The sequence below is a fragment of the Sporosarcina sp. SAFN-010 genome (assembly GCF_059415065.1).
In genome coordinates this window covers 1-1294 of record NZ_JBPFDS010000044.1, presented here as the reverse complement: position 1 = coordinate 1294, position 1294 = coordinate 1, and the positions used below count along the sequence as shown (strand labels likewise).

At 37.1% G+C, this 1294-nt stretch carries 1 protein-coding gene; it reads right to left on the bottom strand.

What is annotated here, in order from left to right; translation table 11 throughout:
* Positions 1-42: 42 nt before the first annotated feature.
* Positions 43-1208 (bottom strand): IS3 family transposase gene (locus ACR65F_RS18150; RefSeq protein WP_156138009.1). Its coding sequence is split into 2 segments (ribosomal slippage): positions 43-932 and positions 932-1208, totalling 1167 coding nucleotides; the frame shifts between segments, so codons are not numbered across the junction.
* Positions 1209-1294: the final 86 nt, after the last annotated feature.

Here is a 1294-nt window from a genome sequence, read left to right as displayed (position 1 = left end):
TAGACTGACATAGTGATTTGAGACAACTATAAAACACCTTGATTAGGCTGCTTTAACACTGTAATTTAAAGGTGTTAGGTAGCCTAATTTTTCTTGGATACGTTCTTCGTTATAATAAGTTAAATACGTAATTACCCGTTCAACTACATCTTTATTGTGCAGTGAATTGAATTTAACATATTGAAATTCCTCAGACTTCAAACTCGAATGAAAAGATTCAATCACCGCATTATCCCAACAGTTTCCTCTCCTTGACATGCTACTGACAAGATTATTATCCCTAATATGAGCCTGGAATGCATATGAAGTATATACACTACCTTGATCTGAGTGCACAATCACCCCTTCGGGATAGTTACGGACAGCCAGTGCTTCCTTTAAGGTATCTATTACGAGTGGTGTTTGTTGATGGTTATAGAGTTTATAAGCCACAATCTCGTTATTATATAGATCCATAATGGTAGAAAGGTATTTGGTTGTACTTCCATATTGAATGTACGTGATGTCAGTTACCCACTTCTTGTTCGGTTCGCTAGCTGTGAAATTTCGTTTAAGAAGATCTGGGGCAATTATGATACTTTCCCCTTGAGATTTCCATTTCCGTTTAGGCTTAATACGACACTGTAAGTTATGCTTTTGCATAAGGTTTTGAACGGTGTTTCGATTCAGTACAATGTTGTACGTCTGTTTTAACAGCGCCTTGATTTTGCGGTGCCCATTCCGATATTTCGTTCTTTTACAAAGCTCTATGATGGCTTCCTCTACTACTGTAAGTGACCTGCGAACGCCTTGAAGGCGCCATCTGTAATAGCTTGCTCGCGGCACTTCTAAAGAGTCTAAGATAGCGGTGATTGTATATTTCCCTTTAAGTTTCTCGACGATTTGTAGAACTATTTCTTTTTCAACTCTCTTTCGATTTCCATGTACTTTTTTAGAATCTCATTCTCCATTTTTAAATGTGATAATTGACGTTCCCGCTTGTCGTCTTCACTTGTTAAATCGGGACCAAGACCATAGGTGTATTGTTTACCAATCGGCTGGTCAAATCGATAAAATTCATTGTTACGGAACCATCTCATCCAAGTCTTTATCTGTGAATTATTTTTAATTCCGTATTTCTTCATAATTTCCTCGTTCGTAAATTCCCCACTTAATTTATCTTTGACTACTGCCCATTTCACTTCACTTGAATATACGTTTTTGCCCATGCAAAAACACCTCCGATGTAAGTACTTTTTAAAAGTGTACCACTTCGAAGGTGTTTTATATTGTCTCATTAATTTAGGTTAGCCCA